Source organism: Streptomyces lavendofoliae, assembly GCF_014649735.1.
Classification (GTDB): domain Bacteria; phylum Actinomycetota; class Actinomycetes; order Streptomycetales; family Streptomycetaceae; genus Streptomyces; species Streptomyces lavendofoliae.
In genome coordinates this window covers 44930-59590 of record NZ_BMTP01000004.1, presented here as the reverse complement: position 1 = coordinate 59590, position 14661 = coordinate 44930, and the positions used below count along the sequence as shown (strand labels likewise).

General features: G+C 74.7%; 15 protein-coding genes. 6 read left to right on the top strand and 9 right to left on the bottom strand.

From position 1 onward, the window contains the following. Nucleotides 1-28 precede the first annotated feature (28 nt). Together IE109_RS08695 and IE109_RS08690 are read left to right on the top strand one after the other, a co-directional pair. Nucleotides 29-1114, top strand: coding sequence for a C40 family peptidase (locus tag IE109_RS08695; RefSeq protein WP_189550202.1), 1086 nt, complete (start codon nucleotides 29-31; stop codon nucleotides 1112-1114). A gap of 228 nt (nucleotides 1115-1342) precedes the next feature. Then, on the top strand, nucleotides 1343-2710 hold the full coding sequence (locus tag IE109_RS08690; protein ID WP_189550201.1) for a PP2C family protein-serine/threonine phosphatase: 1368 nt from the start codon (nucleotides 1343-1345) through the stop codon (nucleotides 2708-2710). Between the two features lie 48 nt (nucleotides 2711-2758). On the opposite strand, the gene IE109_RS08685 is transcribed toward IE109_RS08690, so the two are convergent. From IE109_RS08685 to IE109_RS08670, 4 genes are all read right to left on the bottom strand, one after another. After that, entirely contained in the window at nucleotides 2759-3097 is a 339-nt protein-coding gene (locus tag IE109_RS08685; protein WP_189550200.1) for a DUF2516 family protein, read from the bottom strand. A 209-nt stretch (nucleotides 3098-3306) separates the two neighbouring features. Further along, nucleotides 3307-3858, bottom strand: a complete 552-nt coding sequence (locus IE109_RS08680; RefSeq protein ID WP_189550199.1) for a hypothetical protein — start codon at nucleotides 3856-3858, stop codon at nucleotides 3307-3309. A gap of 26 nt (nucleotides 3859-3884) precedes the next feature. Further along, nucleotides 3885-4289, bottom strand: coding sequence for a helix-turn-helix domain-containing protein (locus IE109_RS08675; RefSeq protein WP_189550198.1), 405 nt, complete (start codon nucleotides 4287-4289; stop codon nucleotides 3885-3887). Between the two features lie 238 nt (nucleotides 4290-4527). Next, on the bottom strand, nucleotides 4528-6507 hold the full coding sequence (locus IE109_RS08670; protein ID WP_189550197.1) for a HelD family protein: 1980 nt from the start codon (nucleotides 6505-6507) through the stop codon (nucleotides 4528-4530). A 208-nt stretch (nucleotides 6508-6715) separates the two neighbouring features. On the opposite strand from IE109_RS08670, the gene IE109_RS08665 reads away from it, so the two are divergent. Together IE109_RS08665 and IE109_RS08660 are read left to right on the top strand one after the other, a co-directional pair. Continuing rightward, on the top strand, nucleotides 6716-7489 hold the full coding sequence (locus IE109_RS08665; protein WP_189550196.1) for a cyclodityrosine synthase: 774 nt from the start codon (nucleotides 6716-6718) through the stop codon (nucleotides 7487-7489). After that, nucleotides 7479-8678 carry a cytochrome P450 gene (locus tag IE109_RS08660; RefSeq protein WP_189550195.1) on the top strand — a complete coding sequence of 400 codons (1200 nt, stop codon included), beginning with the start codon at nucleotides 7479-7481 and terminating at the stop codon, nucleotides 8676-8678. Before IE109_RS08665 ends, IE109_RS08660 begins: the two co-directional genes overlap by 11 nt. Before the next feature lie 123 nt (nucleotides 8679-8801). Here the strand turns inward: IE109_RS08660 and IE109_RS08655 are convergent, their stop codons facing one another. Continuing rightward, nucleotides 8802-9416 (bottom strand): TetR/AcrR family transcriptional regulator, encoded by a 615-nt coding sequence (locus IE109_RS08655; protein WP_229890793.1) that lies wholly within the window; start codon nucleotides 9414-9416, stop codon nucleotides 8802-8804. 111 nt (nucleotides 9417-9527) lie between these two features. On the opposite strand from IE109_RS08655, the gene IE109_RS08650 reads away from it, so the two are divergent. Continuing rightward, nucleotides 9528-10502: a zinc-binding dehydrogenase gene (locus tag IE109_RS08650; RefSeq protein ID WP_189550550.1), complete on the top strand. Its 975-nt coding sequence runs from the start codon at nucleotides 9528-9530 to the stop codon at nucleotides 10500-10502. A 22-nt stretch (nucleotides 10503-10524) separates the two neighbouring features. Here IE109_RS08650 and IE109_RS08645 read toward each other — a convergent pair whose 3' ends face one another. The 4 genes from IE109_RS08645 to IE109_RS08630 form a co-directional block, all read right to left on the bottom strand. Next, the gene (locus tag IE109_RS08645) at nucleotides 10525-11136 is read right to left on the bottom strand and encodes an HAD family hydrolase (RefSeq protein ID WP_229890791.1); all 612 of its coding nucleotides are present in this window, start codon (nucleotides 11134-11136) and stop codon (nucleotides 10525-10527) included. Nucleotides 11137-11141: 5 nt separating this feature from the next. Beyond that, nucleotides 11142-12383: a GNAT family N-acetyltransferase gene (locus tag IE109_RS08640; protein ID WP_189550193.1), complete on the bottom strand. Its 1242-nt coding sequence runs from the start codon at nucleotides 12381-12383 to the stop codon at nucleotides 11142-11144. 98 nt (nucleotides 12384-12481) lie between these two features. Beyond that, entirely contained in the window at nucleotides 12482-13444 is a 963-nt protein-coding gene (locus tag IE109_RS08635) for an asparaginase (protein WP_189550192.1), read from the bottom strand. Between the two features lie 48 nt (nucleotides 13445-13492). Then, nucleotides 13493-14089, bottom strand: coding sequence for an RsiG family protein (locus IE109_RS08630; RefSeq protein WP_189550191.1), 597 nt, complete (start codon nucleotides 14087-14089; stop codon nucleotides 13493-13495). Nucleotides 14090-14233: 144 nt separating this feature from the next. Between IE109_RS08630 and dtd the strand changes: the two genes are divergently transcribed. Then, a complete protein-coding gene (gene dtd, locus IE109_RS08625) occupies nucleotides 14234-14659 on the top strand; it encodes a D-aminoacyl-tRNA deacylase (RefSeq protein ID WP_189550190.1) in 426 nt (141 codons plus the stop codon). Nucleotides 14660-14661 lie beyond the last annotated feature (2 nt).

Here is a 14661-nt window from a genome sequence, read left to right as displayed (position 1 = left end):
TAAATCAGATGGGGAGATGGGGGTCTCTGTGAACCGACGCCGCTGTGCCACCGCCGCGCTCACCGTGGTCTGCGCGCTGACCGTGCTGGCGTCACCGGCCCAGGCGGCGTACGCGGCGCCCACCCCGCCCCCCGCCTCCCCCGGCTTCCCGGTGGCCCCGCCCACCTCCCCGGCCCCGGGCAAGAGCCTCGACGAGGTACGCCGGGAGATCGACGCCCTGTACCGCCAGGCCGCCTCCGCCACCGACGCCTACAACCTCGCGGACGAGCGGGCGAAGGAGCAGTCGGCCGAGATCGTGCGGCTGGGGCGGGCGATCGTGGACGGCCGGGCCCGGATCGAGGACCTGAGGAACCGGGCCGGGGCCGCCGCCCGCGCCCAGTACCGCAACGGCGGCATGCCCGACGAGGCGCGGCTCGTCCTCACCGACGACCCGCAGCTCTTCCTCAACGGCGTGGGCCGCCTCCAGCAGGGCCAGAAGGCGACCAAGGACCTTCTCGGCGAACTCAGCCGCCAGCAGGCCGAGTTGGAGACGTACACCAAGGACGCCGGCGCGCACTGGACCGAGCTGGAGGCCAACCGGCTCCAGCAGGCCGGGGCGAAGAAGCGGATCGAGGCCAAGATCGCCGCCGCGAAGCGGCTGGAGTCCCGGCTCGCGGCCGAGGAGCGCGAGCGGCTCCTGCGGCTGGAGCGGGCGGAGCAGGCGCGGGCGCAGACCGCGTGGCTGGGGTCCGGGGTGCTCCGCGGGGCGGGCGGTGACGCCGGCCCGCAGGGCAGGAAGGCGATCGCGTACGCGAAGGCGCAGCTCGGCAAGCCGTACGTGTGGGGCGCGGAGGGCCCGGGGTCCTTCGACTGCTCGGGGCTGACGTCGCAGGCGTGGGCCGCGGCGGGCACGGGCATCCCGCGCACCTCGCAGGAGCAGTGGCGGCTGCTGCCCCGCATCGCCGTCGAGGACATGCGGCCGGGCGACCTGATCATCTACCACGCGGACGCCAGCCACGTCGGCCTCTACATCGGCGGCGGGGCGATCATCCACGCCCCCCGGCCGGGACGGAACGTGACGGTGGCGGGCGCGGGCTCGATGGCGATCCTCGGAGTCGTGCGCCCGGACAAGTGAGAGGCGCGCACGCGTGTCGTATACGTCCGGGATGTGACCGGGCCTACACGCTCCGCGTGACGTTCGTCATGACGGGCTGCCCAACTACCTCCCGCTGCGCGGCATATGCCATCGGCTCTTCGCCGATCACCATTCCGCTCGGCCGCCGCGGACCGCTATGGTCCCCGTCGGTGGTGTGTCGACCGACGCGCCGCCGTGCCCTCGGGGGGAGGGAAGGAAACCGAACCGATGCCCGTACCCGTACCGCGACAGAGGGTGAGCACACCGAGCACGCCGGGCACCCCGGGCACGCCGGACGCCACCGGCGGCTCGCGCACGCCGGGTCAGGCGCCGGCCGCCCCGGCCGCCGGCGGCACCGACCTCGTCCTCCTGGTGATCGAGGACGACCCCGCGGGCACGTTCACCGTCCCCGAGCTGATCGACGCGTCCGGGAACCGGGTCCGCGTCCGTACCGCCCGCAACCTCACCGAGGCCGAGCGGCTGCTCACCGACGACGTGCACTGCGTACTCGTCGACCTCGACCTGGCCTCCTGCCGGACGGACGACGGGGACCGGCTCGCCCCGCTCCACCACGTGCTGCGCCTCGCGCCGCGCCACGCCGTCCTGGCGCTGATCCCCTCCGGCGACGCCGCGCTGGCGGCCGAGGCGGTACGCGTCGGGGCGCAGGACCACCTGTGCCGCGAGGAGCTCGACGGACCGCTGCTCAGCCGGGCCATCCGGTACGCGGTGGAGCGCAAGCGCGCCGACTCGGTGCAGGTCAAGCTGGCCGAGTCCCGGCTGCGCGCGCAGGAGAACGCCCGCCTGGAGCGGGGTCTGCTGCCGACCCCCCTGCTCCAGGGCTCCGAGCTGCGCTTCGCCGCCCGGTACCGGCCGGGGCGCTCGCGCGCACTGCTGGGGGGCGACTTCTACGACACCGTCCGCACGCCCGACGGGACCGTGCACGCGATGATCGGCGACGTGTGCGGGCACGGGCCGGACGAGGCCGCGCTCGGCGTGGAGCTGCGGATCGCCTGGCGGGCGCTGACGCTGGCGGGCCTGTGCGGTGACGAGCTCCTCTCGACGCTCCAGCAGGTGCTGGAGCACGAGCGGGACAACGAGGAGATCTTCGCGACGCTCTGCACGGTGGACATCGCGCCCGACGGGCGCCGCGCCGGACTGTGCCTGGCGGGCCACCCCTCGCCGCTGATCGCCCGGCCCGGCGGCGCGGCACGGCTCCTGCCGTACGAGGACGGTGGCCCCGCACTGGGGCTGCTGCCGCGTGCCCGCTGGCCCCGGCGCCAGGTGGAGCTGGGCGGCGCGTGGAGCCTGATGATGTACACGGACGGTCTGATCGAGGGCCGCTCGGCGGGGCCGGGCACGCCCCGGCTGGGCCAGGACGGCATGGTCGAGATGATCAACCGCCAGCTGGCGCGGGGCCTGGGCGGCGAGGAGCTGCTGGAGGCCGCGGTGGCGGAGGTGCGGAAGCTGAACGGCGGGGAGCTGACGGACGACGTGGCGGTGGTGCTGCTCGCCCGCGAGAAGGCGGCCACCGCGGCGGCCGACCGGTCTGCGCGCCCGGACCCGGCGACGGGCCACCGGGCGCCCCGGCGCCGCTGACCCGGGGGCTACCGGCGCCCCGCGTGCCCGCGGGTGTGCCGGCCCGGGCTAGCGACCGCCGTTGTAGGGGCCGTACGGCCCGTCGCTGCTGGACCCGCCGCGCCGGCCGCCCCTGCCGCCCGAGACCTGCTGGAGGGCCGGGCGGACGTCGACCATGAACACGATCGACGCGACGAGCCCGGCGATCTGGAGGAACAGCATCGGCACGAGCAGGTTCACCGCGACCGTGACGCCCAGGATGACGAGCCAGAACATCTTGGTCTGCTTGTCGGCCGCGCGGTAGGCGTCCTCGCGGGCCGTGACGGCGATGAACAGGGCGATCACGGCGATCAGGAGCATCGCCAGGTTGAGCAGGAAGAGAAACGTGCTGAATCCAGCGAGCAACATGCTGAGCACCGCCTAGTCAGTGGGTGGGACACCTCGCGGCCAAGGTACCCGTACAACGCCCCGGCCACCCCGAACGTGCCCGGCCGGCCCCGCCGACGGCGGGCGGGCCGGGTGGGCGGCCGACGGGCGGGCGGCGGACGGGCCTCGGCGGGGGCGGGCCGTGCCCGGCGGGCCGGGCTTCACCCGGGCCCCGCGCCGGCACGGGGCGCTCAGGACTCGGAGGCCGTCGTCTTCTTCGCGGCGGGCTTGCGCGGCGCCGGGGCCTTCTTCTCGGCAGGGGTCTTCTTCGCGGCGGGCGCCTCGGGCTCGGGCTCCGGCTCGGCGACCTTCGGCTCCGGGTCCGGCTCGACGGCGATGGCGATCTCGTTGATCTCCTCGGCCGCCTCGCCCCGCCACTGCCTGACGGCCTGCTCGCCGTGCTCGGCGACCTTCTCGTACGCCTCCCGGGCCCTGACCGCGTACTCGGCCGCCGCGCCGACGCCACGCAGCGCCAGGTGCTGGGCGCTCTCACCGAGCTTCTTCAGGTCCGTGTCCAGGGAGCCGAGCACCTCGGTGACCTTGGCCTGGGCCTCCTTGGCCTGGGCGCTCACCTTCTCCTGCACGGCCTTGGGGTCGGTGTTGCGCACCGCGTCGATGCGGGCGGGCGCCTCCGCGGCGATCTGCTCGATCAGGCCGGGCACCTTCCTGGCCTGCTGCACGGCGAGGTCGGCCGTACCGGCGGCGAAGTAGAGGGGCGTGCGGAGTTCTTCGATGATGGCCACGACTGTGGTCCTCCCGGATAGCGGAGTCAGATTTCGGGTGAGGTGCCGTCCTCGATGGTGTCGGCACCCGTCTTCGTCTCCGTATCGAGTCCGTTCTCCTTGCGGAACGAGTCGTAGATCTGGAGCAGCACCTGCTTCTGCCGCTCGTTGATCGACGGATCGGCGAGGATGACGGCACGCGTCTCCAGCTCCTCGCGCTCCCGCTCGTCCAGGATCCCGGCCCGCACGTACAGCGTCTCGGCGGAGATCCGCAGCGCCTTGGCGACCTGCTGGAGGACCTCCGCGCTCGGCTTGCGCAGCCCGCGCTCGATCTGGCTCAGATACGGATTGGACACCCCGGCGGCATCGGCGAGCTGACGCAGTGACAGCTGGGCGTTACGCCGCTGTTCGCGCAGGTACTCACCGAGATTGCCGACGTTGAGCGATGCCATGCCCCGATGGTGCACCCACTTGCTAACTTTTGCAAGCGAGTGCTTGCAAAAGTGTTACGTGGCGTCCCGGGCCGAGCGCCCCTCGCGGGCGCCGGCGGACCGGCCGAGGCACTCACGGCGGCTACCGGTCGGCCTCCGGTGTCGGCACGGGCTCCTCGTCGTCTCCCTCGCCGTCGCGTCCTCCGCGCCGCGCCGCGCCGCCCGCGCGGCGTGCCGCGGGACCCGGCCGGCGAGGCGCTCAGGACCGTCGCAGCGGCGTGGGCAGCGGCGCGCTGTGCAGGACGTCGAGGCGGGAGACCGCGCGGGTGAGGACCACGTACAGACGGTTCAGCCCACGCGGTTCGGCCGCGACGACGTCGGCCGGCTCGGCCACGACGACGTGGTCGTACTCCAGGCCCTTGGCGAGCGTGGCCGGCAGCACCGTGACGCGGGGCCCGGTGAGGCCCGCGCCGTCCAGCGCCGCGCGCAGCCCGTCGGCCGACCGGTCCGCGGCGATCACGCCGACGGAGCCCTCGCGGGCGAGCGCCGCCCGCACGGCCCCGACCACGGCCTCCCGCACATCCGGCACCTCACGGATCGTCACCTTGCCGTCCCGGCGCAGCGACCGGCCGGGCGGTACGTCCACGTCGAGGGCGTCGAGCAAGCGGTTGGCGAGCGCGACGACACCGGCGGGGACGCGGAAGCCGGTCGTCAGGGCGACCACGGGCACCGACGTCCGGCCCAGGTGCGCCAGCTGCTCCCGCCAGTCGCGGGCCGCCCACGGGGTGGTGCCCTGCGCCAGGTCGCCGAGGACGGTGAGGGTGCCGAAGCCGGCGCGGCGGGCGATGGCGCGGCACTGCATCGGGGAGAGGTCCTGGGCCTCGTCGATCACGATGTGCCCGTATCCGGCGGGGCGTTCGATCAGCCCGGCCAGCTCGTCGAGCAGCAGCAGGTCGGCCGCGCTCCACCGCGCCGACCGGTACGAGCGCGGGGGCCGCCGCCACCGGATCGCCTCCCGCTCCGCCGCGGTGAGCGCCGGGTCGCACGGGTCGGCCAGCACCCCGGCGAGGACCTCCTCGGGGACGGCCCTCGGCCAGCAGGCGTCCACCAGGGCCGTCACCGCCCGGGACCGCTCGATCCGCCGCGTCCACGCCGTACCCCTCGGCCCCGCCCGCCGCTCCGCCCGCAGCTGGACCTCCCGCACCACCCGGCCGCGCACCCGCTCCCGCCCCACCGCGTAGGGCGGGGCCTCCGCGCGCACCTCCTCGACGATCGCGGCCAGCTCCTCCAGCGGCACCCGCCACCGGTACGAGCCGTCCGGGACGGCCAGCGGTTCGGAGGGCGCGCCCACCCGCGCGTACAGGGCGCGCCGCAGGACACCGGCCATCCGGGCGTCGTGCTTGACCACCTCCGCCGCGGGCGGGTCGACCGCCCGCACCGGGTGGCCCCGGTCGATCTCCTCCTCGACCGTGGACTGCCGGACGTCCGACTCGCCGAGCGCGGGCAGGACTTCGGAGACGTACGACAGGAACGTGCGGTTGGGCCCGAGGATCAGCAGCCCGCCGCGCCGGATGCGCTGCGGATGGGTGTAGAGGAGGTACGCGGCCCGATGCAGCCCGACGGCGGTCTTCCCGGTGCCCGGGGCGCCCTGGACGCAGAGGGACGCGTCGAGGCCGGCCCGGACCAGGTCGTCCTGCTCGGGCTGGATGGTGGCGGCGATGTCCCGCATGGGCCCGATCCGGGGGCGTTCGATCTCCCCGGCGAGGATCGCGCTCGGCGGGCCGGCCTCCCCGGCGGCCAGGTGCTCGTCCTCCAGGCCGGTCAGGTCCGCGGAGTCGCCGCCGCTGAACGGCGCCCAGCCGAACCGCCTGCGCACCCGGACGCCCTGCGGATCGCGGGCGCTCGCCTGGTAGAAGGCGCGCGCGACGGGCGCCCGCCAGTCGACGACCAGCGGCGGGGACGCCGGGTGCTCCCCGATGCGGCGGCGGCCGATGTGGTGGCACTGCCCGTCCTCGCGGTCGAGCCGGCCGAAGAACAGCGGACCGGGCGGCAGCTCGCGCAGCGCCTTGGCGCGGCTGCGCAGGTGGTGGCCGAGGACTTCGGCGTCGGCGCCCGACGCGGAGACGTCCTCGCCGGTGACGACGTGGTGGGCGGCGCCGTCGACCATGCGGTGCAGGGCGGCGCGGCAGGTGTCGTGGTGGGTCCGTTCCTTGCTCAGCTCATGGTCGAGTGACGTCATGACGACCAGAATAGAGCAACCGAGTCACGTTTCTTACCGGGTTCATGAATGAACACCAGGTGACACGGAGGGTAATTCTTCATGTACGCGACAGTAACGAACGAGTGATCATTGACACTCTCCGTGCACGAAAGCTAACTTCACGGCGTCGTCGCCACACCAGGAGCACGAGGCTCCCCAGGGACTAGCGGCGCGAAGGACCTCACAGTTGACGACTGACACCGTCTTCGAGATTCAGCCCTTCACCACTCCGGACCCCGCTGCCGGTCTGTTCACCGTTCAGCCCTACACCGCCCACTGCCGGGTGATCCACGCCGAGGGCGCCCACGCCGTGATCGGCGTCTCGCCCGGCAACAGCTACTTCTCCGCCCACCGCGTCACCGACCTGGCCCGCTGGGGCACCGCCCACTTCGACCGGGTGGACTTCGTCTACACCGACCTCCATGTGGCCGAGATGTACGAGGCATCCGGCTACACCCCCGAGGACGCCCGCCGCAAAGCGGTGAAGAACCTCCGGGGCGTACGAGCCAAGGTCACCAACGCCGTCGCCGCCGTCGACCCCGACGGGCGGCGGCTGCGCGCCCACCCCATGTCGGCCTTCCTGGACAACCCGGCGTACCGGGAGATCCACCGGCACCTGCTGAACCGGCTGGAGACGGACCCCGACTTCCGCGCCACGTGCGACGCGCTCATCGACGCGTTCCTCTCCTCCAGGGTCCTGGACGGCAGGACGCCCACGGCCCGGCAGCGAGAGGTGTGCGTCGAGTACGTGTGCGCCGAGGCTCCGCTGTTCCTCGACACTCCCGCCATCCTGGGCGTGCCGTCGTCCCTCAACTGCTACCACCAGCTGCTGCCGATGGCCGAGTTGCTCTACTCGCGCGGCTCCGGGCTGCGCGCCTCCCGCAACCAGGGCCATGCCGTCGTCACCCCCGTACAGCGCGCTCAGCACGCCGCCGAAGGAGCTTCCCCCGATGTCCGTTGAGACACTGCCCGACGAGCTTCTCGACTTCCCGTTCTCCTGGCGCGGCGACCGCGTCCCCGCCGAGGTGGAGCTGCTGCGCAAGGAGCGGCCGGTCAGGCGGGTGCGGACCATCGCCGGTGACGAGGCGTGGCTGGTCTCCTCCCACGCGCTGTGCAAGCGGGTCCTGGAGGATCCGCGCTTCAGCCTCAAGGACACCTCCGCACCGGGCGTGCCCCGCCAGTACGCGCTGACGATCCCGCCCGAGGTCGTCAACAACATGGGCAACATCACCGGGGCCGGCCTGCGCAAGGCCGTACTCAAGGCGCTCAACCCGAAGGCCCCCGGCCTGGTGGAGTGGATGCGGTCGGCCGCCGCCGACCTGGCCGACCGCATCCTCGACGACGGGGCGCCGGGAGACCTGCGGGGGCGGTTCGCCGACCCGTACTCCGCCGCCATGCACTGCCACATCCTCGGCATCCCGCAGGCGGACGCGCCCCGCCTGATGCGGAGCCTGGACATCGCGTTCATGAACTCCGCCTGCCCGATCGCCGGCGCGAAGCTGAACTGGGACCGCGACATCGCGTACATGGTGGAGCGCCTGGACGACCCGGCCACCACCGGGCTGATGGCCGAACTGGCGGCGCTGCGCGACGACCCGGACTACGCCCACCTCACCGACGAGATGCTGGCCACGGTCGGTGTGACCATGTTCGGCGCCGGGGTCATCTCCACCTCCGGCTTCCTGACCATGGCCCTGGTGTCCCTGATCCAGCACCCGGAGCTGAAGGCCGAACTCCTCGCCGACCGCGGGAGGATCCCGGCGGCCGTCGACGAACTGCTGCGCGTCAACCTCTCCATCGGCGACGGGCTGCCCCGCCTGGCGACGGAGGACGTGACGCTCGGCGACGTGGAGGTGCGCCGGGGCGAGCTGGTGCTGGTGCTGGTCGAGGGGGCCAACTTCGACCCGGAGGTGTTCCCCGACCCGCACACCGTGGACCTCACGCGCGAGAACGGCGCCGCCCACCTGTCCTTCGGCGGCGGCCGGCACTACTGCCCCGCGACCGCGCTGGGCAAGAGGCACGCGGAGATCGCCCTGGAGGCGCTGCTCGACCGGATGCCCGGCCTCCGGCTGGCGGTGCCGATCGAGCAGCTGGTGTGGCGGACCGGCTTCATGAAGCGGATCCCGGAGCGGCTGCCCGTGATGTGGTGACGGTGGGACGGGCCCCGGCAGGGGGGTGACCGTGGTGCCGTGACGGTGACGCGGGCCCCCGCAGGGGGGTGCCCGCGAGGGGCCGCCGCTTCCGCGGGAGGGAGCGGCGGCCGGGCCGCCGTCTCAGAGGCGCAGGCCCTCCGCCAGCTGCCGGAAGGCGAGTCCGGCGGCGGCCACCGCGTCCGCCTCCACCCCGTCGGCGGTCTCCCCCGCCTCGATCCGCCGCCAGTTCTCCTCCGCCAGGATCCGCTGTACGGCGACGATCTGGCCCGCCGCGAGACGGTCCCGCAGCCCGCCTCCCCCGAGCGCGTCCGCGAGCGCCGCCTCGGACGCGCCCTGGTACGCGTACAGCCGTGCGATCAGGCTGGGCGTGCCGTACAGGAGCCGGTGGAAGGCGAGCACGTCCGGGTCGTCGTTCAGCCCGGTCACCGGGTCGCGGCGGGCGAGTCCCCCGGTGAAGTGGCGGTGCAGCGCCTCCAGCGGGCCGACGCCCCCCGGGCGTCCAGCGACCACGCGCGCCGCCTCCTCGCGGTGGTCGGCGAACCGGTGCAGGACCAGGTCCTCCTTGGTCGGGAAGTACCGGAAGAGCGTGGGCTTGGAGACCTCGGCCGCCGCCGCGACCTCGGCGACCGGGACCCGGTCGAAGCCCCGCTCCAGAAAGAGGGCGATCGCCGTGTCGGAGATCGTCCGGTACGTCCGCCGCTTCTTGCGTTCGCGCAGCCCCATGTCACCGCTCATGCCGCCGAGCCTACGCATCCGTTGACCTCAAGCGGACTTGACGTTCCAGACTCGTCCCCGCCGGCACCGGACGGACCGGGGCCCGCCGGCGAACGGGAGGGTGTGACCGCGATGCGCGTGGTGCGGGCGACGAGGTTCGGCGGACCGGAGGTCCTGGTGGCGGCCGAGGTACCGGACCCGGTGCCGGGGCCGGGGCAGGTGTTGGTGGACGTCGCCGCCGTCGACACCATCTACCTGGAGACCCAGCTGCGGTCGGGCTGGGGCGGCGAGTTCTTCGCCCTCGAACCGCCGTACGTGCCCGGTGGCGGCATCGCCGGCACGGTCCGGGCCGTCGGCGCGGGCGTCGACGAGGCGGTGTGGTCGGGCCGCCGGGTGGCCGCCTCGCTCGGCGTCACGGGCGGGTACGCCGAGCGTGCCGTCGCCGGGGTCGATTCGCTGGCGCCGGTCCCCGAGGTGCTGGCGCTCACCGAGGCGGTGGCCCTCGTCCACGACGGCGTCACGGCGGCCGCCCTGCTGGAGGCGACGGAGCCGAAGCCCGGCGAGACGGTCCTGGTGGTGGGCGCGTCCGGCGGGATGGGCACGCTGCTCGTCCAGCTGGCGAAGGCGGCGGGCGCGCGGGTCGTCGGCACCGCGCGGGGCGCGCGCAAGACCGCGCTCGTGCGGGAGCTGGGGGCCGGCGCGGTGGTCGACCCGGGCCCGCCCGACTGGGTCGAGCGGGCGCGCGGGGCGCTCGGTCCCGCCGGGGCGGACGTCGTGCTGGACGGCGTGGGCGGCGAGGTGGGCGCGGCGGCGTTCGGGCTGGTGGCGGACGGGGGGCGGTTCTCCGCGCACGGGGCGCCGACCGGCGGGTTCGCCCCGGTCGACCCGGCCTCGGCACAGCGGCGCGGGGTGCGGCTGCTGGGCATCGGGGACGTCCGGCTGCCGGAGCGGGAGCACGTCCGGCTGCTGGGCCGGGTGCTCGCGGAGGCGGCGGCCGGGCGGCTGCGCCCGGTGATCGGCGGGCGGTTCCCGCTGGAGCGGGCGGCCGAGGCGCACGCGGCGATCGAGAACCGGAGCCTGCTGGGCAAGGTGGTGCTGACCGTGTGACCCGGTCCGCCGTCCCGGCCCGTCAGGTGCGCTGCTCGGCGGGGGTCCCCGCCGCCCCCGTACCCGAGGCGTTCCCGCCCGAGGCGTACGTGCCCGCCGAGCGCCGCGCCGCCGAGCGTACGGCGGTGAGCACCGGCTCCAGCGACGGCAGCACCCACCGGGCCCCGGCGCGGCGCAGCGGCTCGGCGCCCCGCTCGTCCCGGCCGTACCCGAGGAACGCCACGCCCGCCTCCCGCGCGGCCGTCACGTCGCCGGGCGTGGCGCCGATCAGCAGGGACGCGGACGGCCGGGCGTCCAGCGAGGCGAGGGCGGTCCCGAGGTCGCCGTACACCCGCGCGCCGAAGCAGCCGGCCAGGCCGCGGCCGGCGAGGTAGGCCCGCACCGCGGCCGGGGAGGCACCGCCGACGACCGCGAGGCCCGTGCCGACCGCGGCGAGGGTGCGGACCAGGGGGTCGGCGTAGGGCGTGGGCCACACCGCCGCCGGGGGACCGGGGCGGCACAGCGGGCCGTCGAAGCCGAACAGGACGTGCTCGGTGCCGCCGATGACGTCGATGAGGTCGTCGTACACAGCTGCCGCCAGGGGGTCGGGGACCAGGGGTAGGGACGAGGGTGTCAGATCCGGACGGGTGCGCACAGGCCCTAGAACACGTCCGGGCACCACGGCCGGCGCGGGGTGCGCAGCAGCGTGTCGGCCAGCGCCGCCGCCCCCGGCCTCGACTCCTCCACCCTCCCGAGGGCCGCGAGCCGTACCGCGGACTCGTCGCCCAGGTACAGCGCGCCCAGCTCCGCCACGTCCATCGTGAGGTCGGGCGACGCGGTGGTGGGCACGCACGACGCGCCCTCCGGCGAGGCGTCCAGCCGGAAACGGCCGCCCGCCAGACCCGCCGGGTCGACCAGCTCCAGCACCAGGGAGCCCCTTCCGCCGTACGTCCGCGCCTCCAGGGCCCGGGCGACGTCGAGGACCCGCAGCCACATCAGGTCGGCGTGCGTGGTGATCCGCGCCGCCCGGGGGTCGGGCAGCAGCAGGGGCAGCAGGTCGTCGGGGGCGCGGTAGCCGGACCTGACCGTGATCACCCAGTCGATCGAGCAGACGAAGTGCCACAGGGCCCGCTCGGCGGCGGGGGTCACGGCGATCAGGTCGCGCACGGTCGCGCCGCACAGCGGCTGCTTGTCCTCCCAGGTGTCGTCCGTGACGTAGCAGACGTACCCCTCGAGCTCGCCCGCCGCCGAGCGGTACGTCGCGTAGAAGGGCTCCTGCCACGGCCGGCCGGACAGGAGCGCGGCGCCCGTGGCGATGTCCCAGGCCCGCCGGTCGCGGCTGACCACGCCGTGCCGGACGGCGCCGAGCCGGTCGTGCAGGGCGGGGCCCACCGCGCGGACGTCCCGCGGCTCGACCAGGTCGACGCGACCGCCGTCGTCCGGCCCCGACCAGCGCGGGTCCAGCCCGGCGCGCCGCACGTCGACGGTCCACTCGGTGGTCCAGGTGGCCGGGCCGTACCCGTACCGCCCGTATATCGGGTACTCGGCGGCGATCAGCGTCGAGACGGCGTCCCCACGCTCCTTGGCCGCCGCCAGGTCCAGCGCCATCATGCGGCTCAGCAGCCCGCGCCGCCGGTGCGTCGGTGCGACGGCCACGTTGGTCACCGCGCTCGCGCCGACGCGGGCGCCGCCGGGCACGGAGAGCTCCTGCGCGAACGAGCGGAACGTGGCGACGCAGCGCCCGCCGTCGAACGTCCCCCGGGTCCGGGCCAGGTCGACGTGGGGCAGCCGCTGCGCGACCTCCTCCTCCGTGACGGTCGGCGGCTGCATGAAACCGATGCGGCGGGCACGCAGCCAGTCGGGGAACTCGGACTCGGTGACCGCGCGGACGTCGAGGCTCATGCGCGTCACGCTAGGCGGCGCGCCCCGGCCCCCGCACCCGGTTTTCCGGCGCCCGTCCACGGCGGGCCCTGCGGCGCGCTCCGCCCGTCCGCGGCGGCTCAGAAGGCGGCGCGGATCTCCCCGACCCGCCGGCCGCCACCCAGCAGCGGTGCGTCGGCGATGCGGTCGACCGCCGGGCCGTCGACGCCGAGGATCCGAAGCGCCCGCGCCAGGACCGGGCCGAGCGCCCGCCCGGAACCGTCGTCGATCTTGAACGCGAGCGCCCGGCCGTCCGCCAGCGCGACCGCCTGGACGGCCTCGGCGCCCATCTTGGACAGCGCGCCCGGCACGTCCCGCATCAGCCAGGTGTCCGGCCGCCGGGTCCCCGCCACGTACTCGGGGTGCGCGCGCATCGCGTCGGCGACCCGCCGCTGCGGGGTCCCCGGCTCGGCGAGCACGTACGAGCGGAACGCCCGCGCGAGGCCCACCAGGCTGGTCGCCATCAGCGGCGCGCCGCACCCGTCCGCACCGACCACCGGCACCGTCTCGCCGGTCGCCGCCTCGACCTCGTCGCGGACGAGCCGCTGCAGCGGGTGGGCCGGGTCCGCATAGCCGGCCGGGTCCCAGCCGTTCACGGCGCAGGCGGCCAGCATCGCCGCGTGCTTGCCCGAGCAGTTCATGGCGATCCGCTCCCTGACACCGCCGGCGGCCAGGTGCGCCTCGGCCTCCACCGGGTCCAGCGGCAGGCCCGGCGGGGTCAGCAGGTCGGACTCGGTGAAGCCGTGCTCGGCGAGCATCTTGCGGGCGAGGTCGAGGTGGAACGGCTCACCGGAGTGGCTCGCGGCGGCCAGCGCCAGCCGCTCGCCCGACAGGTCCACGCCGGCCCGCAGCACCGCCGCGGCCTGCATGGGCTTGTTGGACGACCGGGGGAACACCGGGGCCGCCGGGTCGCCGGCCGACATCTCGACGGTGCCGTCCGCGCCGAGCAGGACCAGGGACCCCCGGTGGTGCCCCTCGACGAACCCGGAGCGGACGACCTCGGCGAGGACCGGGGGGATGATCGCGTTGGCGGAGGAGGTCATGGTGGCGGGCCTTCCTTCCGGGATGGTGACCTGCCCCCTGGGGCGTCCTCAGCGGAGCAGGTCGTCCACTTGTGCTTCGCCCTCACGGTACCTGCGGGCGATCTCGGCGCTGCAGTCGTCGGCCGTGCGCTGGAGCTGCTGCCGGCGCCGGGAGACCTGCTGTTCGTAGCGCGCCAGCCGTCCCATCGCGGCGTGCAGCTCTTCGTCCGTTCGGGCGGTCAGGTCCGACAGCTCGACCTCCGCCAGCATCTCGGCGGCCAGCCGCCGGTACTCCTCGCCGCGGGGCGTGCCCACCGTCACGTGGCGGGCCGACGACCGATGACGCGACGGGGTGTCGGCGAGGATCTCCGACAGCCGGTCGACCACCGGCACCTCCGTCCCGCCCCGGCGGGCCAGCTCGGCGCGCAGGATGTCGATCCGCCCCTGGAGGAGCCTCCGTACGTAGCTGAGGTCGGCCTCGTCGCCGTGCGAGTCGCGGCGCAGGGCCCGCAGCTCGGGCAGCCGCATGCCCTTCAGGTCGTGCTGCCGCGCCTCCGGGAGGACGGCGTCACCGGTCCGCTGGGCGGGAGGCCGCAGCGGCCCCCTGCCACCGGCACATGTCATCGGTACGGGATGCGGCGTCTGCCCGGCGCCAGGTGTACTCATAGGAATCCGTCCCCTCGACCGGTGCTTGAGGTCTCCCCGGGCCCGAAGGGCCGAGGGGAAGCACCGCCTGAGAGGCATGGTGCCATTGGTGCCGGTGTCGATGCAGTCGCGTGCACCCGTTCGGACGCGGATAGGTTGGTACGTATGCGTGCGGTGGTACAGAGGGTCGACGGGGCTTCGGTCGTCGTCGCCGGTGAGACGATCGGCGAGATCGTGGGCGAGGGGCTGTGCGTCCTGGTGGGCGTGACCCACGAGGACACGCCCGACAAGGCGGCGCAGCTCGCGCGGAAGCTGTGGTCGGTGCGGATTCTGGAGGGCGAGAAGTCCTGCTCGGACGTGAACGCGCCCTTGCTGGTGATCTCGCAGTTCACCCTCTACGGGGACGCCCGCAAGGGCCGCCGCCCCACCTGGAACGCCGCGGCGCCCGGTGACGTCGCCGAGCCGCTGGTCGACGAGGTGGTGGCGCGGCTGCGGGAACTGGGGGCGACGGTGGCGACGGGCCGCTTCGGGGCGGACATGCGGGTCTCACTCACCAACCACGGCCCGTTCACCCTCGTCGTCGACGTCTGAGA